The organism is Xanthobacter versatilis (assembly GCF_043193975.1).
GTDB classification, from domain to species: Bacteria; Pseudomonadota; Alphaproteobacteria; order Rhizobiales; family Xanthobacteraceae; genus Xanthobacter; species Xanthobacter autotrophicus_E.
Window position 1 is genome coordinate 599639 of the sequence record NZ_JBAFVB010000001.1, and the last position, 23161, is coordinate 622799.

Here is a 23161-nt window from a genome sequence, read left to right on the forward strand (position 1 = left end):
CGGCAGGGTCGCCGCCGGCCCCGCGCCTCAGATGTAGTACAGCCACGTCAGCAGCGCGAAGCACGGCACCAGGAAGACGATGGACCAGCCAATATAGCCGAAGAAGCTCGGCATCTTCACGCCGCGGTGGCGGGCGATGGAGAGCACCATGAAGTTCGGCGCGTTGCCGATATAAGTCATGGCGCCCATGAACACCGCGCCCGCCGAGATCGCCTCCAGCGTCACCGCCAGCGGCCCCATGAGCTGGTGCGGATCGCCGCCGGCGAGATTGAAGAAGACGAGATAGGTGGGCGCATTGTCGAGGAACGCCGAGAGCGAACCGGTGAGCCAGAAGTACCAGACGTTCACCGGCTGCCCGTCCGCTCCGGTCACCAGGTCCACCAGCGGCGAGAAGGCCCCCCGCGAGCCGGCCTTCAAAATGGCGATGACCGGTATGATGGTAAGGAAGATGGCGGCGAACAGTTTCGCCACTTCCATGATGGGCTCCCAGTCGAAGCCGTTGCGCTCGCGCACGATGGTGGGGGTTATGGCGAGGGAGACCAGGGCGAGGGCCACCAGCAGCACGTCGCGCACGATCCACTGCAGTTCCACATGGGTGCCATAGATGTCGAAGGTGACGCCGGGCTTCCACAGGGCGCTAAGCAGGATGGCGCCGATGATGCCCACCAGCAGGGGCAGGTTCTGCGCCCCGCGCAGCCCGATCTTTTCGGTCGGCGGGGTCGGGTCGGTCCGCTTCAGCGCGGGGTCTTCCTTGGCGTAGAAATAGCGGTCGAGCAGGTAGTAGGCGACGAGCAGGATCGCCGCGATCACCGCCGTGTCGTGCAAAAGGTGGGTGGTGGTCCAGAAGAAGTTCACGCCCTTCAGGAAGCCCAGGAACAACGGCGGGTCGCCCAGCGGCGTCAGCGAGCCGCCGATGTTGGACACCAGGAAGATGAAGAACACCACCGTGTGCACATTGTGCCGCCGCTCGTCATTGGCGCGCAGCAGCGGGCGGATCAGCACCATGGACGCGCCGGTGGTGCCGATAAGGCTCGCGATCAGGGTGCCGATGCCGAGGATGAGGGTGTTCACCGCCGGCGAGCCCTTGATGTTCCCGGTCACCAGCACGCCGCCGGAGACCGTGAACAGGGCGAACAGCAGGATGATGAAGGGGATGTATTCCAGCAGCGCGGTGTGCACCACCTCGTGCCCGGTGGCCGATGGGCCGTAGACGGTGGCGAACGGCACCACGAAGGCGAGGCCCCAGAACAGGGCCACCTTGCCGTAGTGGTGATGCCAGAAGTGGTTTGCCAGCAGCGGCAGCAGCGCGATGGACAGCAGCATGCCGGCGAACGGGATGGCCCACAGCGGGGACAGCCGCGCCCCGTCCAGCACCGGCAGGCCCTCCGCCGCGGCGGCGGGCGAGGCGGCCGTCAGCAGGAGGGCGAGGAAGGGCAGGGCAAAGGCGGCCGCGGACCTGAGACCGAACTTCATTCCGCGACGCCGCGCTGCCATCGTCACCCTCCAGATTACCTACCGGGGTTTGATGGACGAAGCGCGCGCCGGTGGCAAGGTGGAGCTTGGCAAGGCGGAGCTTGGCGAGGTGGAACCGGGCCTGCGGCCCGCAACGCACCATTGCGACCCGCCGACGGGCGCGCGCGCCCCCTCCGCGACCGGGAGAAAGGTTGACCGGGCGGCCTGTTTCTGTCCTAGTCCCGCGCGATTTTACCCTTGACGGATCCATGACCAAAGATCGTACGACGGAGCGCGCCCCCGAGCGTGCGCAGGAGCGTAGCCCCGACCGCTACAACGCCCGCGAAGCCGAGCCGAAGTGGCAGAAGACCTGGGCCGAGCGCGGCATCTTCCGCACGCGCAACGACGACCCGCGCCCGAAATTCTTCGTCATGGAGATGTTCCCCTATCCGTCGGGGCGCATCCACATCGGCCACGGCCGCAATTATGTGATGGGCGACGTGCTCGCGCGCTACAAGCGCATGCAGGGCTTCAACGTGCTCCATCCCATGGGCTGGGACGCCTTCGGCCTGCCGGCGGAGAATGCCGCCATCGAGCGCGGCATCCACCCCAAGAGCTGGACCTACGAGAACATCGCCTCCATGCGCGAGCAGCTCCAGCTGCTCGGCCTCTCGCTGGACTGGAACCGCGAGATCGCCACCTGCGACCCGTCCTATTACGCGGAGCAGCAGCGCATCTTCCTCGATTTCCTCGACAACGGCCTCGCCTACCGCAAGGAGAGCGAGGTCAATTGGGACCCGGTTGACAACACGGTGCTCGCCAACGAGCAGGTCATCGACGGGCGCGGCTGGCGCTCGGGCGCCATCGTGGAGCGGCGCAAGCTGTCGCAATGGTTCCTGCGCATCACCGATTTCGCCCAGGAGCTGCTGGACGCCCTCGATACGCTGGACCGCTGGCCCGAGAAGGTGCGCCTCATGCAGCGCAACTGGATCGGCCGCTCGGAAGGCATGGAAGTGCTGTTCGAGTTCACCAGGGCCTCGGTCTCGGCCGGCACCCTGCCGGCGGCGGCGAAGGCGGTGAAGGTCTACACCACCCGTCCGGACACCCTGTTCGGCGCCTCCTTCCTGGCGCTCTCCCCCGACCATCCGCTGGCCCAGCATCTGGCGCTGAAGGATGCGGCGCTCGCCGCCTTCATCGCCGAATGCAAGCGCGGCGGCACCTCGGCCGAGGAGATCGAGACCCAGGAGAAGATGGGCTACGCCACCGGCCTAGAGGTCGTCCACCCGTTGGACGACAAGCGCACCGTGCCGGTCTATGTGGCCAATTTCGTGCTCATGGATTACGGCACCGGCGCCATCTTCGGCTGCCCGGCCCATGACCAGCGCGACCTCGACTTCGCCCGCAAGTACGGCCTTTCCGTCACCCCCGTGGTGCTGCCCGCGGAGACCGATCCCGGCGCCTTCGCGGTGGACGACGTGGCCTATGACGGCGACGGAACCCTGTTCAATTCGGGCTTCCTCGACGGCATGAGCGTGCCCGACGCCAAGGAGGCGGTAGCCCGCCGGCTGGAGCGCTATCGCGTCGGCGACGAGCCGCAGGGCACGCGGCGGGTGAATTTCCGCCTGCGCGACTGGGGCATTTCCCGCCAGCGCTACTGGGGCTGCCCCATCCCGGTCATCCATTGCGACGCCTGCGGCCCCGTGGGCGTGCCGCGCGAGCAACTGCCGGTGGCGCTGCCCGACGATGTCACCTTCGATCGCCCCGGCAATCCGCTGGACCGCGCCAAGGCGTGGCGCGACGTGCCGTGCCCCAAGTGCGGCAAGCCGGCCCGGCGCGAGACCGACACCATGGACACCTTCGTGGATTCGTCCTGGTATTTCCTGCGCTACGCCTCGGACAATCCGCAGGTGCCGCTGGACAAGGATGCGGTCGCCCATTGGCTGCCCGTGGACCAGTATATCGGCGGCATCGAGCACGCGATCCTGCACCTGCTCTATTCGCGCTTCTTCACCCGGGCGCTGAAGAAGTGCGGCCGGGTGGATCTGGACGAGCCCTTCGCCGGCCTGTTCACCCAGGGCATGATCGTCCACGAGACTTATAAGGATACCGCCGGAAAGTGGCTGTTCCCGGAGGAGGTCAAGCTCCTCGGCAACGGCAAGGCGGTGAAGATCGCCGACGGCTCGGATGTCACCGTCTCCCCGCCGGAGAAGATGTCCAAGTCCAAGCGCAACGTGGTGGCCCCCGAGGTGGTGGCCGATACCTACGGCGTGGATTGCGCCCGCTGGTTCATGCTCTCCGACACCCCGCCCGAGCGCGACAGCGAGTGGACGCAGGGTGGCATCGAGGGCGCCTGGCGCTTCGTGCAGCGGGTCTGGCGGCTGGTGAACGAGGCGGTGGAGCTGGGCGCGCCCGCAGGTTCCCCGCGCCCGGATGCCTTCTCGCCCACCGCCCTCGGCCTGCGCCGGGCCGCCCACGGCCTGGTGGCGACGGTAGCCGAGGACATCGAGCGCCTGCGCTTCAACGTGGCGGTGGCCCACGTGCACGAATTCGCCAACGCCTTCGGCAGTGCCATCGCCGTGGCTCGGGCGGAGAAGGCGGTGCCGGCGGATCTCGCCTTCGCCCTGCGCGAAGCGGCGGAAATGCTTGCTTCGGTGGTCGCGCCCATGGTGCCGCATCTGGCCGAGGAATGCTGGGTTGCCCTCGGCGGCTCGACGCTGGTGGCGCAGGCCCCGTGGCCGAAGGTGGAGGCCGACCTGCTGCGTCAGGACACGGTCACACTTCCGATCCAGATCAATGGCAAGAAGCGCGATGATATCGTCGTGCCGCGCGAGGCGACGGCGGCGGAAGTGGAAGCGCTGGTGCTAAAGCTGGAAAGCGTGCAGCGGGCACTCGACGGCCGCGCGCCAAAGCGTATCATCGTGGTGCCGCAGAGGATCGTGAATGTCGTTGCCTGATCCCTCGACCCAAGTGTCCCGCCCTGCTTCCCGGCTGGGGCGGCTTGCCCGTGCCCCGCTCGCGGCGCGGCTGGCGCTGGTGTGCGCCCTGTCTGGCGCGCTCGCCGGCTGCTTCCAGCCGCTGTATGCGGAAAATTCCACGGTGGGCGGCCCCGCCCTCATGGACAAGTTCCGGGACGTGGATGTCATCGAGATCCGGGGCCGGCTCGGCAACGACCTGCGCAACGACCTCATCTTCGCCCTCACCGGCGGCTCGGGGAACCCGAAGGGCGCGCCGCTCCAGCTCATCGTCGCGGTGGATACCTCCGCGTCCACGGCCATCGTGAACTCGTCCTCGGGCCTGCCCGAGAACCAGGTCATCCGCGTCACCGCCAACTGGCGGTTGGTGAAGACGACCGACGACCTGAAGAAGCCGGTGGTGGTCGTGACCACGGGCGCGGCGTCGGGGACCGCCACCATCGACACCAGCGACCAGCGCTTCGCCAATTACAGCGCCACCATGGACGCCGAGAAGCGCGCCGCGCGTAGCGTCGCGGACCAGATCAAGGCCCAGCTTGGCGCCTTCTTCATCCGCAATCCCAGCGTCCCCGGCTCGGCGAGCTGAGCCGTGGTCGCGGTGCGGCCCGGCGACGCCGAGACGGCGCTCGCCCGGCGCGACCCGGGCAAGAGTGTCGTCCTCATCTTCGGCCCCGATACCGGCCTCGTGCATGAGCGGGCTCAGGGCCTCGTGCGTCGCGCCGTGCCCGATGCGCATGATCCGTTCGCCCTGGTGCGCCTCGAAGGCGACGACATCTCTTCCGACCCCCGCCGGCTGATCGACGAGACCTCCACCATCGGCCTGTTCGGCGGCGAGCGGGTGGTGTGGGTGCGCGCCGGCAGCCGCAACATCGTCCCGGCGCTTCAGCCCGTGCTCGCCGGCCGCTGCGATGCGCTGGTGGTGGTGGAGGCCGGCGACCTCAAGAAGGGTGCCCCCTTGCGCGCCCTTTGCGAGAACGCCCCTAACGCCCTCGCCATCGCCTGCTATGCCGACAGCGACCGCGATCTTTCCCGCCTCGTGGATGCCATGATGGCCGAGGCGGGCCTCACCATCGACCGGGATGCGCGGGACCTTCTGGTCTCCCTCATCGGCGGCGATCGCTTGGCTTCGCGCGGGGAGATCGCCAAGCTCATCCTCTACGCCCAAGGGCAGCAGCGGGTGAGTCTTGAGGACGTACGGACCATCGTGGGCGATGCCTCGGCGCTGGCCCTCGATGATGTGGTGGATTCGGCGCTGGCTGGGGAGACGCGGGAGGCGCTGGCCGCCCTCGCCAAGGCCATGGGCGCGGCGACCCGGCCCGATGCGGTGCTGGGTAGCCTGTTGCGCGCGCTCACCGCCCTGCATCCCATGACGCTCGCCGTCGCCGGCGGGGCCAGCCCCGACCAGGTGGTGGGATCGGCCCGCCCGCCGGTGCATTTCTCGCGCAAGGCGAAGATGGAGAAAGCCTTGCGGGCGCTGGATCCGGACCGTTGCCTGAAGGCGCTTCTGGCGGTGGATGACGCCGTGCTCGCAGCCCGCCGCAACGCCCCGCTGGCGCCTGCCATCTGCGAGCGGGTGGTGCTTCAGGTGGCCCAGCAGGCGGGGCGGGGACGGCGGTAGAAGGGAAGCCTCAGCCGGCTTCGTCGGGCTTCAGGGCGCGGAAGTGGCCCTTGGCCTGAAGCCAGCCGAGGGCGGCGAGGCCCGGCAGGCCCGCCACCGCGGTGAGGGCGAAGAACAGCGGCCAGCCCGACGCCTCGGCGATGGCGCCGCTGGAGGAGCCGAGCAGGGTCCGCCCCACGGCGGTCAGCGCCGTGAGCAGCGCATATTGGGTGGCGGTATGCTCGCGCGCGCCGCACAGGGCGGACAGGTAGGCGACGAAGATCACAGTGCCGATGGCGCTGGTGAAGTTCTCCACCAGGATCACGCCCGTGAGCACGCTGGCGTTCGGCCCGGCATAGGCCTGCAGGGTGAAGCCGAGGTTCGACGTCATCTGCAGCACGCCGGAAATCCACAGGCAGGTGACGAGCGGATAGGCGCGGGCGAGATAGGCGCCCACGAAGCCGCCGACGATGGTGCCGCCGAAGCCCACCACCTTCACGATTTCCACGTAGGTCGCCTTGCTGAAGCCGATATCCAGCACGAACGGCCCGGTGAGCACGCCGGCAAAGGCGTCGCAGAATTTGAACAGCATGACGAACAGAAGGATCATCACCGCCTGGTCGCGGGTGAGGAAGTCGCGGAACGCCCCCACCGTGGTGGCGAGCAGCCGGTGTCCGGTACCCTCGCCCATCTTGCGTTCCGGCGCCTTTGGCTCGCGGGCGAACAGGGTGGCGGCGACGCCCACGGCGACGCAGGCCGCCGCCAGCGCGTAGCCCCAGAACCAGCTGGTGGCGCGTGGCAGTGCGTGCGCTTCCTCAAGGTAGGCCACCAATGCGATGACGCCGGCACCGGTCGCCAGCATGGCCAGGCGGTAGCCGGTGACGTAGCCGGCCATGCCTGCGGCCTGCTCGCTGGAACTGTCCAGCCGCTCCACGCGGAAGGCGTCCACGGCGATGTCCTGGGTGGCGGAGGCGATGGCCACCGCCAGGGCGTAGGCGGCCACAGCGAAGGGGGAGGCCACCGGATCCTGCACCGCCAGCGCGGCGATGGCAGCCATGAGCACGATCTGGCAGGTGAGCAGCCAGCCGCGTCGCCGGCCCAGCAGGCGCGACAGCAGCGGCACGTCGACCGCATCGAGCACCGGCGCCCAGAGGAATTTCAGGGTGTAGGGCAGGCCCACCAGGCTGAACAGGCCGATGGTGGTGAGCGTCACCCCCACGTCCTTCATCCACAAGGCGAGGGTGCCGCCGGTGAGCGCCAGCGGCAGGCCGGAGGAGAAGCCGAGCAGGCTGACGCTCAGCACGTCGCGCTGGGTATAGAGCGCGAACGCCTCCTTCAGGGAGCGGCGCTGCGGCGCGGTGCCGCCGGACGGGCTGAGGGTTTGCTCGGTCATATGGATCCTTCGGCCGTTGCCGGTGGGCGGGCGCGGTCGCGGGGAACACGCCCGACCTGTCCCGACGAGCTTTAGACCGTGACCGGTGAAAAGGTCCCTACCGGGGCGGCGGACACCGTCAGGCCAATACCGTCAGGCCTGCGACTGGCTCCAGAGCCCGGCTTCAACCTTCGACACCGCGATAACGGCCTGGGTGCGGCTTTCCACGCCGAGCTTCTGCAGGATGGCGGAGACGTGGGCCTTCACCGTCGCCTCGGAGACGCTCAGCTCATAGGCGATCTGCTTGTTGAGCCGGCCTTCGGACAGCATCATCAGCACCCGCACCTGCTGGGGCGTCAGGGTGGCGAGGCGGGCGATGATGGCGTCCGTCTCCGCGTCGGCCCGGGCACCGAGGCTGATGTCCGACGGCACGAAGGCCTCGCCCCCGAGCACGCTTGCCACCGCATCGCGCATGTCGGCGACGCTCATGGTCTTGGGAATGAAGCCCGAGGCGCCGAGGTCGATGCAGCGGCGGATGACGGCGGTCTCTTCGTTTCCCGATACCACCACCACCGGCAGGCTGGTGTATTGGGCGCGCAGATAGATGAGACCCGAGAAGCCCCGCGCCCCCGGCATGGTGAGGTCGAGCAGGATCAGGTCGAAATCGCGGTCGCGTTCCAGCAACGCGGTGAGGTCGTCGAAGGTGCCCACCTCCTCGATGGTGGCGTCGGCATGACGTCCAAGCACCGCCTCGCGCAGGGCGCCGCGGAACAGGGGGTGGTCGTCGGCGATAACGAGGCGCAGGCTGCCCCCGGCGGCTTCTCCCAATGCTCCCTCCCGGCGGCTCCGCCCTTCTTGTCTTCGCGGGAGGACGGCGCCCACCGCGAATCGGCTCGCCCGATCATCAATCCGTGGCGAAGCGGTGACAAGCCGATCACGCCATATGACCGATTGTTCCCGTGAATACCAGCACCACCTCACGTCGCTGGGGCCGGTCACGATGCTCGATCAGGTAAAGGCCCTGCCATGTGCCGAGCGCCATGCGACCCTGGCTTACCGGAATGGACAGGCTGGTGTCGGTCAGAAGGGTGCGCACATGGGCCGGCATGTCGTCCGGCCCCTCAGTGTCGTGGACCCAGCCGAAATTCCGGGGCGCGAGGCTTTCGAGAGCGCTGAGGAGGTCGGTGCGCACGTCAGGGTCCGCATTCTCCTGGATGGTCAGGGAGGCCGAGGTGTGGCGGCAGAACACCGTCAGCACTCCCGCGCCGGCCGCGATGTCGCCGAGGAAGGCTGCCGCCTCGGCGGTAATCTCGGTGAAGCCCTCGCCGGGCGTCGTCAGCTGCAGGCGGGCCTCGGCGTGGCGCACGGCTTCGCTCAGGGTCGGCGCGGAGCGGGTGGTGCGGGCCATGGCGGGTCTCCTGCGGGGCGCCGGCAGGGATGATCCGGCCGGCGGCGTTTCTGGTATCGGCGTCTTGCGCCGAGCGGTTCCGGCTCGTACCAGTTTTGCCATCTCCCCGTCTTTATCGCGACTGCGGCCGGCTGGCCGCCGCCGCCAGGGACTGTCGCCGATGTCGAAGCTGGTTCTTGATGCCGCCGTGTTTTCGCCGGCGGCCGTCGCGCCCGATACCCGCATGGTCAACGACGCCATCGTCAAGATCATGAAGACCATTCCTGATCGCTGGGCGGTGCCGCTGCCGGAGATCCGCGCCGCGCGGCTGTCCGGCAAGGGCGTGTTCCCGCTCGCGCCGGAAAGCGCGCGGGCGCGGCAGGAGACCATTCCCGGCCCGCGCGGGGATATTCCGGTGCGCATCTACATGCCGGACGGCGCCCCCACCGGCGTCTACCTGCACATCCACGGCGGCGGCTGGACCGTGGGCTCGGCGCGGGAGAACGAGGGGATGCTGGACCGCATTGCCGGCCAGTGCGGGTTGGCCGTGGTCTCGGTGGACTACGCGCTCGCCCCCGAGGAGCCCTATCCCGCCGGCCCGGATGATTGCGAGGCGGCGGCGCTGTGGCTGGTGAAGGAGGGCGCGGCCCGCTTCGGCACCGAGCGTTTCGCCATCGGCGGCGAATCGGGCGGGGCGACGCTCGCGGTGACGACGCTGGTGCGGCTGCGCGACAAGCACCAGCTTGCGCCGTTCTCGGCGGCGATGCTGACGGCCGGCTGCTTCGACCTGCGCCTGACCCCCTCCGCGCGCAACTGGGGCGACGAGCCGCTGGTGCTGAACACGCGAGACATCACCTTCTTCGTGGACAATTATCTTCGGCTGGAGGGCAAGGCCGAGGAGGCGGATGTTTCCCCGCTGCTCGGCAACCTGAAGGGCCTGCCGAAGGCGCTGTTCATGGTGGGCACGCGCGACGCGCTGCTCGACGACACCCTGTTCATGGCCAACGCCTGGCTCGCGGCCGGCAACGCGGCGGAGCTCGATGTCTATCCCGGCGGCTGCCACGTCTTCATCGGCTTTCCCGGTACCCTCGCCGATCAGGGCCTCAAGCGCATGTGTGCCTATCTGAGCGCGTTCTGAACGCCGGTCAGAGGCGCTCCTCGCCGGTCGGGGCGCGCAACTCGTCGATCAGGCCCTTGAGGCGCCGGTAGAAGCGCTCCGCATAGGCGAAGGCCTGGTCGAGGTCGGTGGCATTCGGCGCGGCACCCGGCGGCACTGGCGTTGCCGGCGTGCCCGGTTGGGGCGGCAAAGGCTGTGGCGACACGGCGGCGGCGCGGCGCAAGGTGTCCACCTCGGCCCTGAGCCGGGCGATCTCGGCCTCATAGGCATCACGGGTGTCCGGCACCGCCTCGCAGGTGAACCCCGAGGGCCGTTTGGCGCACAGCGACACATTGCCGGTTTCCCGGTCGAGCTTCAGCGCGCCGCCCTCCACCGGGGCGAACGCGAAGCGTGGCGCGGAGGTCTCGGCCGACGGCGCTGCCTGGGCTGTTCCCTGGGGCGCCGCCTGCGCCATGGCGGGGGTGGCCGCCAGCGGGGCGACAACAAGGGCGCGCAGGGTGACGAGGCGCAGATCAGCGGTGGAACGGGTCATCATCGCCTCCCGTGAGGGCGGCGCACGGCCGCCTTTGGCGAAACATAGGCGCTCCGATCCGGTCCGGAAGGGGCGGCGTCACCTTGGCAGGATGGGGGACGGCAACTGAAACGGGTGTCATCCCTCTGCCCGGCCAAGGTCCCGCCGGCCCGTGCATCGCGAACGGGTCGGAGGGGGCCGACCTTAAACGGCAGGCAGGGGAAAGCGTTCCCCCATAACGCCGCGTTCCCCTGTGCTCGACGCCGCTCTAATAGGTCGCTGCCAGGTAATCGACGATTGCCTTGGCGTCGGTGTCGTCGATCGGCGCATGGTAGGCCGAGATCATCTTGTGGACTTCAGCCTCCCAGAACGGCCGTCCCATGTGCGGTGGCTGGGTGGTGATGTAGTCCGCCGAATGGCAGGCGGCGCAATTGTTCTCGGCGGACTCGATGCCGGGTCCCGGCTTGAACACCGAGGTTTCCTCCGGCAGCGCGTAGGTCAGGGGCTTGGCCAGAGCCAAGCCGGCGAGAGGTCCGGCGACGGCCCCGGCGACGGCCCCGGCGACAGCCACAGCGGCGGCGAGGGATTTGAGAGGCTTGATCATCGTTCTCTCCCTCACCCGGCCACGACGTTGGTGGTCTCGACGACGCTGCGCATGTAGCCGGATGGGTTCCATCGGGCCTCCATGGGCTGGGTCTGGCCGAGCGCGTTGGTGGCTCGCACCTTGAGCGCGTGCGGGCCGGCGGGCAGCGTCATGTTCGCCGTCCATTCGCGGAACGAGTATTTGCCGAGATCCGCGCCGAGCGCGGCGGGCACGAAGGTCTTGCCCCCATCGGCGGAGACCTCGACCCGGGCGATCCCGGATCCGCCGTCGAAGGCGATCCCGCGCAACGCCAAAGGCTTGCCCGCCGCCACCTTCGCGCCGTCAAGCACGTTGGTGAGGAACGAGCGGACGGCGAAGCGGCCGATGGGCACGGTCTTCTCGGGCTTGCCGCCCGCGGGCACGCAGGCGCAGTCGTTGTCCGGGATGCGATAGGCCGTGCTCATCCAGAAATTGTCGAGCGGCTTGTCGAGAACGGCGATCTGGTTGAGGTGCTTGACCCAGTAGGTGCCGAAGTAGCCGGGGACCACGAGGCGCAGCGGGAAGCCGTTCAGCCAGGGCAGGTCCTCGCCGTTCATCTGGTACGCCAGCATGACCTCGCCATCGAGCGCATGGTCCAGCTTCAGCGACTTGGCGAAGCGCGGCGTCTCCGGGATGACGGGATTGTCGAGCCCGGTGAAGTAGACTTCCACCGCTCCGCTGGCGATGCCGGCCTTTTCCAGCACCGCTTTCAGGGGCACGCCCTTCCACCGGGCATTTCCCATCAAGCCGTTGCCGGCCTGCCCGCCGCCCACGCGCGGATCGAAAAAGCCCCGGCTGTTGCCGGAGCATTGATGCACGGCGACATATTCGACCGGATCGAACTTCGTCTTCAGCTCGTCGAGCGAAAGCGAAAGCGGTGTCGCGACCTTGCCCTTCACCTCCAGCCGGAAGGCGGCCGGGTCGATCTCCAGCGGGATGTCGGCCAGGTGATAGCGCACGAAAAACGCATCGTTCGGCGTCAGGATGCCCTCATTGAACACCGAAAACGGGGTTTCGAGCTGCGGCGGACGCGATGTCAGGCCGATCAGCGCCCGCTTGCCGGGATAGGTCACAAGCGGCCGCTCGCCGTTGGCGAAGGGAAGGGTGATGGTCTCCGCCGCGGCGGCCGCGACCCGGGAGCCCGCCACGAGGGAGGCGCCATACCCCAGGACCATGCCGCCGACCGACCTCAATGCCTGCCGTCTCGTGACCATCGAACAGCCTCCCATCAATGGCGGCCCGGTTGATTTCGGGCCTTGTCCGATTCCACTCTATCCGAGTTCGCCTGAAGCCCGGCCGGAATGAGCGCACTCTTTTCGCGCGCCTCATGGTGCCCCCGATTTGCCGGATGGACTCTCACGCCACGGGCCGGAACGGCGGGCGCTTGCTGGCGAGGGCTTCGTCCAGGAGTTCGATGCGGTCCTGGCCCCAGAACACCTCGCCGTCGAGCACATAGGATGGCGCGCCGAACACGTCCGCCGCCATGGCCTTCTCCCGATTGCCCAGATAGGCCGCTTTCGCCGCCTCGCCCTGGGCCGCCGCGACGAGGTTGCCACCGGGCAGACCGACCTCGTCGGCGACGGTGGCTATGACCTCCGGCAGGGCGAGGTTTTCCTGCCTTTGCCACACACCCGAACAGATGCGGGCGGTGAGGTCATCCACCGGCAGGCCGGCCTGAAGGGCGGCAATGATGGTCTGGTCCGCCAGCGCGCCGTCGAACGGCCAGAAGGCCGGGGCCAGATGCAGCTCTACGGCGCGCTTGGCCCGCCAGCGCTGGAGTTCCACCAGCCGGTAGCGCTGGCGCTCCGGCGCCCGCTTGGCCAGCGGCAGGCCGCCGGTCTGGGCGAACACCGGCCCGAGCTCCACCGGGTGGAAGGCCACGGTGGCGTGGTGGCGCCGCGCGACCGCCATGAACGGCGCGTGGCCGAGGAAGCTCCACGGGCTGACGCAGGAGAAGAAATAGTCGATCTGGCGATGGGACGTCTGGTCGGGCGCGGTCATGGGAGGGCAGGTCCGGTGGGGGATCTGGATGCGGGATTCGGCGGCACGGATCAATCGCCGCCGCGCACAGTTGTACACGCAGGTCAGCTTGACAGGGAAACGCCGGTGGTCCCCTCTCAGGCGGCCCTCATGGTGATCCGGGAGGCATCATTGGGCGAAGAGCGGCATACGGAATTGATGGGGCTCCAGAGCGAGCTTTCGGGCGCGGCCCTGAAGGCGGCCATGGAGACGGACGCGGCGGGCATCGATCCCGCCACGGATGCGGGACCAAGGCGCGCGCGGCGCGCGGTGCGGCTCAATCCCCTGGCGTGGATGGCGGTGTCCTTCCTCGCCGGGGTGGTGGTGGGCGCGCTGCTGCGGCCGGTGACCATCGTGCGCACGGGAAGGAATGCGGGATGAATGTCGATCAGCTGGCGCGGAACCTCAAGATCCTGCTGCGCACCAATACCATCATCGCCGAGATCCACCTGCGGCACGTGGCGGCGCGGGTGGGCCTGTTCGCCTTCGCGGCGCTGGTGGCCAGCTTCGGCGTGGTGATGCTGGGGGTGGCGCTGTTCCTCGCGCTGGAAGCCTCGCTGGGGGCGATCTGGGCAGCGGTGGTGGTGGGCGGCGGCGGGCTGGTGTTGGCCCTCATCGTGGCGGTGGTGGGCGCGACGCTGAAGCCCTCGCGGGAACTTGCCCTCGCCAACCAGGTGAATCAGGCGGCCATGGAGGCGGTGCAGGCGGAGGTGAAGGCCACCTCGTCCAGCCTGTCGCAGTTCGCTTCCTTCGCGGCGGTGCCGGGGCTGGTGGTGCCGGTCCTCACCTTCCTGCTGAGGGCCTTCCGCCGTCCGAAGGCGTGAGCGGAGTTCGCTCAGACGCCGCGTGGGGTAAGTTTACACTCCGCTTTCGCTCAGGCGCAGCGCGGGCTTGGGGTCACGCCTTGCGCACCCAGCGGCCGTTCTCGTCCTGCTGCCAATAGGTGAGCTCGTGGCCCTGCGCGGTGGCGGCGGCCTTGGCCTCACGCCAGCGCTCGCGGGCGGCCGCCACCTGCTCATCGTCCCGCCCGTCGAACAGATGCACCACGCGCACATAGGGTGCGGCATCGGCCAGCGGCACCGCGTCCACCAGAAAGCGGACCTGCGCGCCGTTGGGGTTGGCCTCGGTGGTGGCGAGGAGCACCGGCTGGCGCTCCGGCACCGGCTGGGCCTCGGTGCCATGGGGCAGGAAGGAGGCCTCGTTGTAGGTCCACAGATGCGCATCGAGCGCATCGCGCCGCTCCGCCGACCCGCACTGCACCACGCATCGCCAGCCGCGCTCCAGCGACTTCTCCAGAAGCGTCGGCAGCACCTGCTCCAGCGGGCGGCGTTCGAGGTGGTAGAAGAGGATTTCGGTCATGGCCGTGGCGGATCAGGGACGGGGGAAGGTTAGAGCACGTTCCGGCCGGTTTGCACCGGGAATTCGGCCATGCCCTCCCGTCCTTCGGGCCGGCACCGGCGCTTGACCGGGGCAGCACGGCCTTCCATATGCCGCTCCATGAGCCTGATCCACAACGAGCGCACCAAGCTGATGGCTAATGCCCTCGACCGGGCCTCCACCGCCTGCCTGACGGTCGGGGCGCTGGGGCCGGCGGTGGCCTCGCTCTATGGATTGGGCGCTGCCGGTGCCGCGGCGCCTTCCCATGGCGTGCTCATCGCGCTGGGCAGCGTCTTTTGGCTGGCTGCGGCCGGTGTGCTACATTTCATGGCGAGAAGCGTGCTTGGACGACTGATATGATCGGCCTCTGGCTCTATGCATATGTGGTGCTGCCCGTGGTGGTGATCGCCATGGGCTACGCCGCCATGCGCCTGACCGAGCCGAAGCATCCCCCGCACGCCGGCCCCGCCGAATAGGCTCTCGGGGTATCCCGCACAGGGTGCGCCCCTCACGTCCCAGCCCGCTTCCAACCCTTCGCCTCTACATCCCCGTCATCCTCCGGCTTGACCGGAGGATCCATGGCGCCGCTTGTCCCGTCTCTTCGGCGTCTGCGCTGGCCGGGAGATGGGCCCTCCGGTCAAGCCGGAGGGCGACGATGGGAGAGGCTTGAGGACAGGAGAGGCTTGCGCCTCACCCCTCGTAGTGATCCTTCACCAGCTGGTTGAGCAGGCGCACGCCCCAGCCCGAGCCCCAGCTCTTGTTGATGTCGCTCGCCGGCGACGACATGGCGGTGCCGGCGATGTCCAGATGCGCCCAGGGGGTCTTGTCCACGAAGCGCTGGAGGAACTGGGCGGCGGTGATGGAGCCGGCATGGCGGCCGCCGGTGTTCTTCATGTCGGCGAACTTGGAATCCACCAGCTTGTCGTATTCCGGGCCGAGCGGCATGCGCCACACCCGCTCGCCGGTCTCCTGACCGGTCTTGGTCAGGCGCTCGCTCAGGGTGTCGTCGTTGGAGAACAGGCCGGCATATTCTGACCCCAGCGCCACCAGGATGGCACCGGTGAGGGTGGCAAGGTCGATCATGAACTTGGGCTTGAACTGCTCCTTGGCGTACCAGAGCACGTCGCAGAGCACGAGCCGGCCCTCGGCATCGGTGTTGATGATCTCGATGGTCTGGCCCGACAGGGAGGTGACGATGTCGCCGGGGCGCTGGGCGGCGCCATCGGGCATGTTTTCCACCAGGCCGATGAGGCCCACCGCATTCACCTTCGCCTTGCGGGCGGCGAGGGCATACATGAGGCCGGTGACGCAGGCGGCGCCGCCCATGTCGCCCTTCATGTCCTCCATGCCGGCCGCCGGCTTGATGGAGATGCCGCCGGTGTCGAAGGTCACGCCCTTGCCGATGAAGGCCACAGGCGGCTCGCCGGCCGGCCCGCCGTTCCAGCGCATGATGACGACGCGGCTCTCCTTGATGGAGCCCTGGCCGACGCCCAGCAGCGTGTGCATGCCGGCGCGGGCGAGGGCGGCGTCGTCCAGCACCTCGATCTCGACGCCCACGGACGACAGGTGCTCCTCGGCGCGGCGAGCGAACTCGGGCGGGTCGAGCACGTTGGCGGGCTCGTTCACCAGGTCGCGGGCGAACAGCACGCCGTCGCCCACCGCATCGGCCGTCGTCGCCGCGCGCTTGGTGGCGGCCTCGTCGGACACCAGCAAAGTCACGGCGAGGGCGCCGCGCTCGGTGTCGTCCTTCTTCTTGGTCTTGTAGCGGTCGAAGCTGTAGGTGCGCAGGCGGATGCCGAGGGCGACTTCAGCCGCCGACTCAGGGCCGATCTTGGCGCCCGGCAGGTCGAGCACGATCGTCGCCTCGCGGGCGGAGGAGGGGATCTTGCCCGCCGCCACGCCGCCCAGCTTGAGGAAGTCGGAGGGCTTCAGCTCTCCGGCCTTGCCCACCGAGATCACCACCAGGCGCGGCGCATCAAGGCCGGCGGGAGCGAGCAGGTCGATGGTGCTCCAGGCCTTGCCCTTGTAGCGCTCGGCGTCGAAGGCGCGGGTGATGGCGGCATCGGCGCCCTTCAGCAGCTTCTGCGTCTGCGCGCCGAAGGCGAGGGTCTCGTCGGTCAGCACGATCAGCACGCCCTTGGGGGCGGCGGTGAGCCGTGCGAACGAGAGGGTGACGGGTTCGGACATGCGGCGCTCCGGGCAGGAAAGGCTTCAAGGAATCGGTCTGTCGCCTCTTTCTCTAGACCGGCTGGCGCCTGGGTGGAACCGCCCATGCCGCCGCGCCCGAGCTTCGAGGCTCCCGTCTAGATGGGATGCCGGCCGAGGATGGAAAGGGCGCAGCGACGCCCGGCGCCGCGATTTCAGCCGCGGACCGAAGGGAAGGCGGCATTCGGCGCGAGCCCCTGGCGCACAAGCCTTCCGCGCAAAAGAAAAGGGGGGCGCCGGGCGCCCCCCTTGAACCGTCAGAGACGAGGCCTCCGGCCTCACTCGGCGGCGGCGTCCTCGGTGCTGCCGGCGGCGGCCTTCTCGGCCCGCTCCTTGGCGCGCTCCTTGGCCTTCTCGCCGGGCTCGCCCTTCTTGGGGTTGTTCTTGGCATCGCGCTTCATGAGGCCGGCGGCGTCCAGGAAGCGGGCGACGCGGTCGGTGGGCTGGGCGCCCTTTTCAAGCCACGCCTTGGCCTTGTCGGCGTCGAGCACCACGCGGTTCTCGGCATCCTTGGCCAGCAGCGGGTTGAAGGTGCCGATCTTCTCGATGAAGCGGCCGTCGCGGGGCGAGCGGGCGTCGGCGATGACGATGCGGTAATAGGGGCGCTTCTTGGCGCCGCCGCGGGCGAGACGGATCTTCAGGGACATGGGTTTCTTCCTTTGGTCGTTCGATGAGTGATCGTGCTGGCCGGGATCGTGTTGCCCGGCCATGACGGAGAGCTGGAATCCGCGTTACTTCTTCTTCGAGCCTCCCAGTCCAGGAAGGCCTTTCGGCAGGCCCGGCAGGCCGCCGGGGAACTTGGGCGGCAGTCCGCCACCCGGCAGGCCGGGGAAGTTGGGGGGCAGCCCGCCCGCGCCACCGGGACCACCGGCGCCCATCTTCTCGGCCATGTCCTTGAGCATCTCGGGGGACGGTCCGCCGCCGCCGAAGCCCATCATGCCGGCAAGGCCCGCCAGCGGGCCGCGCTTGCCGGCGGCGCCGCCCAGCGACTTCATCACGTCGGCCATCTGGCGGTGCATCTTCAGGAGACGGTTGATCTCCTCCACCTTGGTGCCGGAGCCGGCGGCGATGCGGCGCTTGCGCGAGGCGTCGAGCAGCTTGGGGGCGCGGCGCTCCTTCGGCGTCATCGAATTGATGATGGCCACCTGCCGCTTGAACACCTTGTCGTCGAGATTGGCGGAGGCGATCTGGTTCTTCATCTTGGCGACGCCGGGCAGCATGCCCATGAGGCCGCCGAGCCCGCCCATCTTCGCCATCTGCTCCAGCTGGCTGCGCAGGTCGTCCAGGTCGAAGGTGCCCTTGCGCATGCGCTCGGCGGTGACCTTGGCCTTCTCGATGTCGATGGCCTCGGCGGCCTTCTCCACCAGCGCCACCACGTCGCCCATGCCGAGGATGCGGCCGGCCACGCGATGGGGATCGAAATCCTCCAGCGCGTCCATCTTCTCGCCGGTGCCGAGCAGCTTGATGGGCTTGCCGGTGACCGCGCGCATGGACAGCGCCGCGCCGCCGCGGCCATCGCCGTCGGCGCGGGTGAGTACGATGCCGGTGAGGCCGACCCGGCCGTCGAACGCCTTGGCGGTGTTCACCGCGTCCTGGCCGGTGAGGCTGTCAGCCACCAGCAGCACTTCGTGCGGGCCGGTGGCGGCCTTCACCTCGGCCACCTCGGCCATGAGGGCCTCGTCCAGCGTCACGCGGCCGGCGGTGTCGAGCATGACCACGTCGTAGCCGCCGAGCTTCGCCGCCTCGATGGCGCGCTTGGCGATCTGCACCGCGCTCTGGCCGGCGACGATGGGCAGGGTCGCCACCTCCACCTGCTTGCCGAGGGTGGCCAGCTGCTCCATGGCGGCGGGACGGCGGGTGTCGAGGGACGCCATCAGCACCTTGCGCTTGCCGCGTTCGGTGAGGCGCTTGGCGATCTTGGCCGTCGAGGTGGTCTTGCCCGAGCCCTGCAGGCCCACCATCAGGATGGGGACGGGGGCGGGGGCGTTGAGATCGATGGGATCGGCGTCGGAGCCCAGGGTGGCGACCAGTTCGTCATGGACGATCTTGACCACCATCTGGCCGGGGGTCACCGACTTGATGACCTCCACGCCTACGGCGCGATTCTTCACCCGGTCGGTGAAGGAGCGCACCACGTCGAGGGCCACGTCCGCCTCGATCAGCGCGCGGCGCACCTCGCGCATGGCCTCGCCCACGTCGGCCTCGGTGAGGGCGCCGCGCCGCTTCAGCTTGTCGAGTATGCCGCCGAGGCGGTCGGAAAGGGTATCGAACATGGCCGTCCGTGGTTTGGGTTTCACATAAGACGGGCCGAAGCCTGCCCCGCGCCCGTGTCGAGACGGCTACGCCTCAAGACAACGCAGATCGCGCCCGAGGGCGCAACGCGCTGTCGGGCGGTGACCTCCGGACCCAGGGTCCGGTCGGCGGGATCGGCATGGCCGTCCTCGTGAAGTGCGGGTGGTTAGCACCTTTGCGCCGGAGAGGCAAATTCCGGATCCGGATGGCGGATCAGCGCCGCCGTCGCGGGTTTCGTCCGCGGCGCGGAGAAATCGACCTCGCCACGCTACTGCGCTCGGCCTTATGGGGCCATACTCCTGCGGCCGCGCACGCACCGGGGGTGCCGCGATGGAGGACGTCCCATGCCTGACACCGCAACGACCGGCGCCGCGCCCGCGCAGGTGGTTCCCTTCCCCGCGGATTTCCGCACCCGGGAGATCGAAACCAACGGCACGACCATCCATGTCCGCTTCGGCGGCAGCGGGCCGGTGGTCGTCCTGCTGCATGGCTATGGCGAAACCGGCGACATGTGGGGGCCGATGGCGGCCGCGCTGGCGCCGGACCATACCGTGGTGGTGCCGGACCTGAGGGGCATGGGGCTTTCCGCAAAGCCGGATGGCGGCTTCGACAAGAAGACCCAGGCCGGCGATGTCGCCGGCGTGCTGGACGCGCTGGGCATCGACAAGGCCGCCCTCGTCACCCACGACATCGGCAACATGGTGGGCTTCGCCTTCGCCGCCCTCCATCGCGAGCGGGTGACGCGGTTCGTCCTCATCGACGCGCCGTTGCCGGGCGTGGGGCCGTGGGAGGAGATCCTCAAGAATCCGCTGCTCTGGCATTTCCGCTTCGGCGGCCCGGACATGGAGCGGCTGGTGGAGGGGCGTGAGCGCATCTACCTCGACCGCTTCTGGAACGAATTCTCCGCCCATCCCAGCCATTTCGGCGAGGCGGCGCGGGCACACTACGCCGCGCTCTATGCCCTGCCGGGCGCCATGCGGGCGGGCTTCGCCCAGTTCGCCGCCTTCGACCAGGATGCCATCGACAACAAGGCTTTCCTCGCCGCCGGCAAGCTCACGGTGCCGGTGCTGGCGCTGGGCGGCGAAATGTCGTTCGGCCTGACCATGGCGGAGGTGATGAAATTCGCCGCCACGGACGTGAAAGGCGCCATCGTGCCCGGCAGCGGGCACTGGATCATGGAGGAGAACCCGGCCGCGACCGTGGCGCTGGTCAAGGCCTTCCTCGCCGCCGGATGATCTGCCGGCCACAAGCGGGCGGGTGGACCGGCGCCGGCCGCATTCCCGGCGCGCGCGAAGCTGTGCTAGACCTGCCTTCCGACAGGAGGACCCCATGCCCGAGACCAACGAGATCACCCGTTTCTTCGGCGGGTCGCCCGCCTGGGTGCTGGTGCGGCTCGTCATCCTCTCGGTGGTGGTGGGCGTCATCCTCGCGGCGCTGGGCATCGACCCCATGAACATCCTCACCAGCCTCGAACGGCTGGTGCGCAGCCTGTTCAACTTCAGCTTCGAGGCGGTGGAGCGGCTGTGGCGCTATTTCCTGCTCGGCGCCGTGGTTGTCATCCCGCTCTGGCTCATTTTGCGCGTCCTCGGCCGGCGCTGATCCCCCATGGCCCTCGCCGCTGCTGACGGACGGGTCACGCACGCTCGGGTGCTTGCCATCGCGCTGCCCATGACGGTGGCGCACCTAACCACGCCGCTGCTCGGCATCGTGGATGCGGCGGTGGTGGGGCGGCTGGGGGATGCGGCGTTGCTGGGTGGGGTGGCGCTGGCCGCCGTCATCTTCGACATGCTGTTCTGGGTGTTCGGCTTCCTGCGCATGGGCACGGTGGGCCTCGCCGCCCAGGCGGTCGGCCGGCGCGACGGCGTGGAAGAGCGTGCCGTGCTCGCCCGCGCCCTGCTGCTCGCCGGCGCCTTGGGTCTGGTGCTCATCGCCCTGCAGGCGCCCATCGCCTATGCCGCCCTCGGCCTTGCCGGGGCGAGCGAGGAGGTGAACGCGGCGGTGCGCGCCTATTATGCCGTGCGCATCTACGCCGCGCCCTTCACCCTGGCCAATTATGTGGTGCTGGGCTGGCTGGTGGGCCTCGGCCGCACCGGCCGGGCGCTGGCGCTGCAGGTGGGCATGAACCTGCTCAACATGGCGCTTACCGCCGTCCTGGTGCTCGGCGCCGGGTGGGGCGTCGCGGGGGCCGCCGCCGGCACGTTGATGGCGGAGATCGCCGGCACCGCGGCGGGGCTGCTCCTGTGCCTGAGCATGCTCGGCGGCGCGGTGGCCCTGCCGCGCGGGGTGCTGTTCAACCGGGCGCGGCTCGCCGAATCGTTCCTGCTCAATCGCGACATCATGATCCGCACCGCGGCGCTGATGTTCGCCTTCTCCTTCTTCGCGGCGCAGGGCGCGCGGGCGGGGGACGTGACGCTGGCCGCCAACGCCGTGCTCCAGAACATGGTGATGGTGGCCGCCTATTTCCTCGACGGCTTCGCTACCGCCGCCGAGCAGATCTGCGGCGCGGCGGTGGGCGGCCGCCGGCGGGCGGACTTTGCCGCCGGAGTGCGGCTGTGCCTCATCTGGGGGCTCGTCTTCGCGCTGGTGGCCTGCGCGCTCTATCTCGCCATCGGCCCGGCCACCGTGGATGCCATGACCACGAGCGAGGAGGTGCGCGCGGCGGCCCGCGATTTCCTCATCTATGCCGCGCTGCTGCCGGTGGCGGGCGTCGCCGCCTATGCCTTCGACGGGGTCTATATCGGCGCCCTGTGGTCGCGCGACATGCGCAACCTGATGCTGTGCGCTCTCGCCGTCTATCTTGCCGCATGGTGGGGGCTGCGGGGGCTGGGCAATCACGGCCTGTGGCTGGCCTTCCTCGCCTTTCTCATTGCCCGGGGAGCGTTCCAGGCGCTGCGCCTGCCGGCGCTGGAGCGCCGCACCTTCGGGGCGTGATCAGGCCATGTCCGGAAAGAGGTGCGCGCCGTCCGGCCCCAGCGGCAGGTCCTTCACCCACAATACGGCGGTGAGCGGCAACGGGCCGTAAAGGTGGGGGAAGAGGGCGCCGCCGCGCGAGGGCTCCCAGCGTAGCGCCGCGCCGAGGGGCTCGGCCGTCACGGCGACCAGCTTGAGATCGCCCGCGCCCTTGAAATGCCGCGCTGCCGTCTCCCGCGCCTGCGCGGCGGTGGAGAAATGGATATAGCCGTCGGCATGGTCCACCGGCGCGCCGGAGAACACGCCGTCGGCCTCCGCCTGCGCCCATAGGGAAGCGGGGCAGATCTTGAAGATGACAGTAGGGGAGGGGGAGAGGTCGGGCACGGGGCAGCTCCGCGACGTGGATCTTCAGCGGCTCCCTTACGCGGGATCGAACAAAACAGCAACCTTATGCGCCCCAGGGTTGCATCAGGACAGAAGTCCTGTACAAAAAGGGAACAAATCCCTATTGTCTGGACTCACGTAGCGGGACACGGAAGCCCCATGCTCACTCACGGCCAGGTCTGGCGTGCCATCGACCAACTCGCGGAGCAGCATGGGCTGTCCACGTCGGGACTGGCGCGGCGGTCCGGGCTCGACCCCACCACCTTCAACCGTTCCAAGCGCATCACCACTGACGGCCGCCTGCGCTGGCCTTCCACCGAGAGCATCGCCAAGGCCCTGTCGGCCACCGGCACCAGCGCCGAGCTGTTCTTCGCCATGATGGTGCCCGCCGATGAGCGCCACGGCGGGGCCCACGGTTTCGCCGAGGAAAGCCAGCCGCTGACGGGGCCGATCCACGCCATCCCGCAGATCGGCTTTGCCCAGGCGGGCTCGGGCGGCTTCTTCGACGATGCCGGCTTTCCCGTCGGCACCGGTTGGGACGAGATCGCCTTTCCCGAGGTGGAGGACCAGCACGCCTATGCGCTGGAGATCGCCGGGGATTCCATGCAGCCGGTCTATCGCAACGGCGACATCGTGGTGGTCTCGCCGGGCACGCCGGTGCGGCGCGGCGACCGGGTGGTGGTGAAGACCCGGGAGGGAGAGGTGCTGGCCAAGGAGCTGGTGCGCAAGACCACCCGCCACGTGGAGCTGCGCTCCCTCAATCCCGCCCACGAGGACCGGCAGATCCCGCTGGACCAGCTGGAGTGGATGGCCCGCATCATCTGGGCGAGCCAGTAGTGCCAAGGGCAGCGAGTGTGCCTCGTCGGCCCTTGGCATGAAGCCCACGCGGCGCCTGAGCGACACCCTCTTGGCTTCGGTCGAAGACCGGGGCCGATGGTATAAAA

24 protein-coding genes are annotated in these 23161 nt (G+C 69.0%); 11 read left to right on the top strand and 13 right to left on the bottom strand.

Translation table 11 applies throughout. The features are described 5' to 3' along the window. Positions 1-27: 27 nt before the first annotated feature. Positions 28-1473 carry a sodium:proton antiporter gene (locus tag V5F66_RS02635; protein WP_157048216.1) on the bottom strand — a complete coding sequence of 482 codons (1446 nt, stop codon included), beginning with the start codon at positions 1471-1473 and terminating at the stop codon, positions 28-30. Positions 1474-1721: 248 nt separating this feature from the next. Between V5F66_RS02635 and leuS the strand changes: the two genes are divergently transcribed. The 3 genes from leuS to holA are packed head-to-tail and all read left to right on the top strand — an operon-like array spanning position 1722 to position 6042. Further along, on the top strand, positions 1722-4406 hold the full coding sequence (gene leuS, locus V5F66_RS02640) for a leucine--tRNA ligase (protein WP_394093170.1): 2685 nt from the start codon (positions 1722-1724) through the stop codon (positions 4404-4406). After that, a complete protein-coding gene (gene lptE, locus V5F66_RS02645; protein ID WP_012113468.1) occupies positions 4393-5010 on the top strand; it encodes an LPS assembly lipoprotein LptE in 618 nt (205 codons plus the stop codon). The genes leuS and lptE overlap by 14 nt, the downstream gene beginning before the upstream one ends. 3 nt (positions 5011-5013) lie before the next feature. Continuing rightward, positions 5014-6042 (top strand): DNA polymerase III subunit delta, encoded by a 1029-nt coding sequence (holA, locus tag V5F66_RS02650; RefSeq protein ID WP_012113469.1) that lies wholly within the window; start codon positions 5014-5016, stop codon positions 6040-6042. Positions 6043-6052: 10 nt separating this feature from the next. On the opposite strand, the gene V5F66_RS02655 is transcribed toward holA, so the two are convergent. The 3 genes from V5F66_RS02655 to V5F66_RS02665 all read right to left on the bottom strand — a co-directional run bounded on the left by V5F66_RS02655 (position 6053) and on the right by V5F66_RS02665 (position 8801). Then, positions 6053-7414 (bottom strand): AmpG family muropeptide MFS transporter, encoded by a 1362-nt coding sequence (locus V5F66_RS02655; RefSeq protein ID WP_394093171.1) that lies wholly within the window; start codon positions 7412-7414, stop codon positions 6053-6055. 132 nt (positions 7415-7546) lie between these two features. Then, positions 7547-8221 carry a response regulator gene (locus tag V5F66_RS02660; RefSeq protein WP_012113471.1) on the bottom strand — a complete coding sequence of 225 codons (675 nt, stop codon included), beginning with the start codon at positions 8219-8221 and terminating at the stop codon, positions 7547-7549. Positions 8222-8327: 106 nt separating this feature from the next. Further along, positions 8328-8801: a secondary thiamine-phosphate synthase enzyme YjbQ gene (locus V5F66_RS02665; protein ID WP_012113472.1), complete on the bottom strand. Its 474-nt coding sequence runs from the start codon at positions 8799-8801 to the stop codon at positions 8328-8330. A gap of 160 nt (positions 8802-8961) precedes the next feature. Here V5F66_RS02665 and V5F66_RS02670 point away from each other — a divergent pair, with 160 nt between their 5' ends. Then, complete coding sequence (locus V5F66_RS02670) at positions 8962-9918, top strand: alpha/beta hydrolase (protein WP_394093172.1); 957 nt, start codon at positions 8962-8964, stop codon at positions 9916-9918. A gap of 7 nt (positions 9919-9925) precedes the next feature. On the opposite strand, the gene V5F66_RS02675 is transcribed toward V5F66_RS02670, so the two are convergent. The 4 genes from V5F66_RS02675 to V5F66_RS02690 all read right to left on the bottom strand — a co-directional run bounded on the left by V5F66_RS02675 (position 9926) and on the right by V5F66_RS02690 (position 13031). Beyond that, positions 9926-10429 (bottom strand): hypothetical protein, encoded by a 504-nt coding sequence (locus V5F66_RS02675; protein WP_394093173.1) that lies wholly within the window; start codon positions 10427-10429, stop codon positions 9926-9928. Between the two features lie 247 nt (positions 10430-10676). Next, a complete protein-coding gene (gene sorB, locus V5F66_RS02680) occupies positions 10677-11012 on the bottom strand; it encodes a SorB family sulfite dehydrogenase c-type cytochrome subunit (protein ID WP_394093174.1) in 336 nt (111 codons plus the stop codon). Between the two features lie 11 nt (positions 11013-11023). Beyond that, complete coding sequence (sorA, locus tag V5F66_RS02685; RefSeq protein WP_394093175.1) at positions 11024-12244, bottom strand: SorA family sulfite dehydrogenase catalytic subunit; 1221 nt, start codon at positions 12242-12244, stop codon at positions 11024-11026. Between the two features lie 142 nt (positions 12245-12386). Next, positions 12387-13031, bottom strand: coding sequence for a 2-hydroxychromene-2-carboxylate isomerase (locus tag V5F66_RS02690; RefSeq protein ID WP_394093176.1), 645 nt, complete (start codon positions 13029-13031; stop codon positions 12387-12389). 105 nt (positions 13032-13136) lie between these two features. Between V5F66_RS02690 and V5F66_RS02695 the strand changes: the two genes are divergently transcribed. Together V5F66_RS02695 and V5F66_RS02700 are read left to right on the top strand one after the other, a co-directional pair. Next, positions 13137-13430, top strand: coding sequence for a hypothetical protein (locus tag V5F66_RS02695; RefSeq protein WP_012113478.1), 294 nt, complete (start codon positions 13137-13139; stop codon positions 13428-13430). Continuing rightward, a complete protein-coding gene (locus V5F66_RS02700; RefSeq protein ID WP_012113479.1) occupies positions 13427-13873 on the top strand; it encodes a hypothetical protein in 447 nt (148 codons plus the stop codon). The genes V5F66_RS02695 and V5F66_RS02700 overlap by 4 nt, the downstream gene beginning before the upstream one ends. Positions 13874-13946: 73 nt before the next feature. Here V5F66_RS02700 and V5F66_RS02705 read toward each other — a convergent pair whose 3' ends face one another. Further along, a complete protein-coding gene (locus tag V5F66_RS02705) occupies positions 13947-14408 on the bottom strand; it encodes a DNA polymerase III subunit chi (protein WP_012113480.1) in 462 nt (153 codons plus the stop codon). Positions 14409-14546: 138 nt separating this feature from the next. On the opposite strand from V5F66_RS02705, the gene V5F66_RS02710 reads away from it, so the two are divergent. Then, entirely contained in the window at positions 14547-14786 is a 240-nt protein-coding gene (locus tag V5F66_RS02710) for a hypothetical protein (RefSeq protein WP_394093177.1), read from the top strand. 330 nt (positions 14787-15116) lie between these two features. On the opposite strand, the gene V5F66_RS02715 is transcribed toward V5F66_RS02710, so the two are convergent. The 3 genes from V5F66_RS02715 to ffh all read right to left on the bottom strand — a co-directional run bounded on the left by V5F66_RS02715 (position 15117) and on the right by ffh (position 18904). Continuing rightward, complete coding sequence (locus tag V5F66_RS02715; protein ID WP_394093178.1) at positions 15117-16613, bottom strand: leucyl aminopeptidase; 1497 nt, start codon at positions 16611-16613, stop codon at positions 15117-15119. Positions 16614-16909: 296 nt separating this feature from the next. After that, positions 16910-17278, bottom strand: coding sequence for a 30S ribosomal protein S16 (gene rpsP / locus V5F66_RS02720; protein ID WP_012113484.1), 369 nt, complete (start codon positions 17276-17278; stop codon positions 16910-16912). Between the two features lie 84 nt (positions 17279-17362). Beyond that, complete coding sequence (gene ffh, locus V5F66_RS02725) at positions 17363-18904, bottom strand: signal recognition particle protein (RefSeq protein WP_394001831.1); 1542 nt, start codon at positions 18902-18904, stop codon at positions 17363-17365. A 363-nt stretch (positions 18905-19267) separates the two neighbouring features. On the opposite strand from ffh, the gene V5F66_RS02730 reads away from it, so the two are divergent. The 3 genes from V5F66_RS02730 to V5F66_RS02740 all read left to right on the top strand — a co-directional run bounded on the left by V5F66_RS02730 (position 19268) and on the right by V5F66_RS02740 (position 21854). Beyond that, positions 19268-20158, top strand: a complete 891-nt coding sequence (locus V5F66_RS02730) for an alpha/beta fold hydrolase (RefSeq protein ID WP_394093179.1) — start codon at positions 19268-19270, stop codon at positions 20156-20158. 94 nt (positions 20159-20252) lie between these two features. Continuing rightward, complete coding sequence (locus tag V5F66_RS02735; RefSeq protein WP_012113487.1) at positions 20253-20522, top strand: DUF6460 domain-containing protein; 270 nt, start codon at positions 20253-20255, stop codon at positions 20520-20522. A 6-nt stretch (positions 20523-20528) separates the two neighbouring features. Further along, complete coding sequence (locus V5F66_RS02740) at positions 20529-21854, top strand: MATE family efflux transporter (RefSeq protein WP_394093180.1); 1326 nt, start codon at positions 20529-20531, stop codon at positions 21852-21854. On the opposite strand, the gene V5F66_RS02745 is transcribed toward V5F66_RS02740, so the two are convergent. After that, on the bottom strand, positions 21855-22217 hold the full coding sequence (locus V5F66_RS02745) for a DUF952 domain-containing protein (RefSeq protein WP_394093181.1): 363 nt from the start codon (positions 22215-22217) through the stop codon (positions 21855-21857). Between the two features lie 159 nt (positions 22218-22376). On the opposite strand from V5F66_RS02745, the gene V5F66_RS02750 reads away from it, so the two are divergent. After that, entirely contained in the window at positions 22377-23054 is a 678-nt protein-coding gene (locus tag V5F66_RS02750) for a S24 family peptidase (RefSeq protein ID WP_012113490.1), read from the top strand. The last annotated feature ends 107 nt before the right edge of the window (positions 23055-23161 follow it).

Coding starts and splice junctions, on each gene's coding strand:
- V5F66_RS02635 (WP_157048216.1), bottom strand. CDS start 1,473: ATGAAGTTCGGTCTCAGGTCCGCGGCCGCCTTTGCCCTGCCCTTCCTC.
- leuS (WP_394093170.1), top strand. CDS start 1,722: ATGACCAAAGATCGTACGACGGAGCGCGCCCCCGAGCGTGCGCAGGAG.
- lptE (WP_012113468.1), top strand. CDS start 4,393: ATGTCGTTGCCTGATCCCTCGACCCAAGTGTCCCGCCCTGCTTCCCGG.
- V5F66_RS02655 (WP_394093171.1), bottom strand. CDS start 7,414: ATGACCGAGCAAACCCTCAGCCCGTCCGGCGGCACCGCGCCGCAGCGC.
- V5F66_RS02665 (WP_012113472.1), bottom strand. CDS start 8,801: ATGGCCCGCACCACCCGCTCCGCGCCGACCCTGAGCGAAGCCGTGCGC.
- V5F66_RS02670 (WP_394093172.1), top strand. CDS start 8,962: ATGTCGAAGCTGGTTCTTGATGCCGCCGTGTTTTCGCCGGCGGCCGTC.
- V5F66_RS02675 (WP_394093173.1), bottom strand. CDS start 10,429: ATGACCCGTTCCACCGCTGATCTGCGCCTCGTCACCCTGCGCGCCCTT.
- sorB (WP_394093174.1), bottom strand. CDS start 11,012: ATGATCAAGCCTCTCAAATCCCTCGCCGCCGCTGTGGCTGTCGCCGGG.
- sorA (WP_394093175.1), bottom strand. CDS start 12,244: ATGGTCACGAGACGGCAGGCATTGAGGTCGGTCGGCGGCATGGTCCTG.
- V5F66_RS02690 (WP_394093176.1), bottom strand. CDS start 13,031: ATGACCGCGCCCGACCAGACGTCCCATCGCCAGATCGACTATTTCTTC.
- V5F66_RS02700 (WP_012113479.1), top strand. CDS start 13,427: ATGAATGTCGATCAGCTGGCGCGGAACCTCAAGATCCTGCTGCGCACC.
- V5F66_RS02705 (WP_012113480.1), bottom strand. CDS start 14,408: ATGACCGAAATCCTCTTCTACCACCTCGAACGCCGCCCGCTGGAGCAG.
- V5F66_RS02710 (WP_394093177.1), top strand. CDS start 14,547: ATGAGCCTGATCCACAACGAGCGCACCAAGCTGATGGCTAATGCCCTC.
- V5F66_RS02715 (WP_394093178.1), bottom strand. CDS start 16,613: ATGTCCGAACCCGTCACCCTCTCGTTCGCACGGCTCACCGCCGCCCCC.
- rpsP (WP_012113484.1), bottom strand. CDS start 17,278: ATGTCCCTGAAGATCCGTCTCGCCCGCGGCGGCGCCAAGAAGCGCCCC.
- ffh (WP_394001831.1), bottom strand. CDS start 18,904: ATGTTCGATACCCTTTCCGACCGCCTCGGCGGCATACTCGACAAGCTG.
- V5F66_RS02730 (WP_394093179.1), top strand. CDS start 19,268: ATGCCTGACACCGCAACGACCGGCGCCGCGCCCGCGCAGGTGGTTCCC.
- V5F66_RS02735 (WP_012113487.1), top strand. CDS start 20,253: ATGCCCGAGACCAACGAGATCACCCGTTTCTTCGGCGGGTCGCCCGCC.
- V5F66_RS02740 (WP_394093180.1), top strand. CDS start 20,529: ATGGCCCTCGCCGCTGCTGACGGACGGGTCACGCACGCTCGGGTGCTT.
- V5F66_RS02750 (WP_012113490.1), top strand. CDS start 22,377: ATGCTCACTCACGGCCAGGTCTGGCGTGCCATCGACCAACTCGCGGAG.